A 422-nucleotide genomic window follows, 5' to 3' on the forward strand; every position below is an offset into this window, starting at 1 on the left:
GCAACCTCTCGATCTGATCTGCATTGAACTCCTTGGCGCCGCCGTAGGAGGCCGCGAGGTAGACGACCTTGGCGTAATAATCGAGTGCTTCCATCTTGAAATAGGCGCTGTTCAAGTCATGCCCATACGTCAGGGCACCGTGGTTTTCGAGCAAAAGCGCATCGTGTCTTTGCAGGTAGGGTATGATGGCGTCGGACAGTTCCGGCGTGGACGGAAGGCCGTACGGTGTTAACGGGACTTCGCCCAAAAACATTGTCGACTCAGGCATGATCTGTTGGGTCAGCGGCTTGCCACAAATGGCATGCACGGTGGCGTAAAGCGGATGCGCGTGCACGGCGGAACGCACATCGTCGCGATGATCGTAGACACACAAATGCATGCCAATTTCGGTGGACGGACGATATCGCCCATCACCGATAGGC

Annotated in this window: 1 protein-coding gene; it reads right to left on the minus strand. The window is 56.2% G+C overall.

The annotated features are described in order from the left end of the window. Positions 1-422 (minus strand): class II aldolase/adducin family protein (locus AF337_RS25545; protein WP_160320350.1); only part of this gene is annotated, 422 nt, incomplete at both ends.

Origin of the sequence: Rhizobium ecuadorense (assembly GCF_001187535.1) — a bacterium.
GTDB lineage: Bacteria > Pseudomonadota > Alphaproteobacteria > Rhizobiales > Rhizobiaceae > Rhizobium > Rhizobium ecuadorense.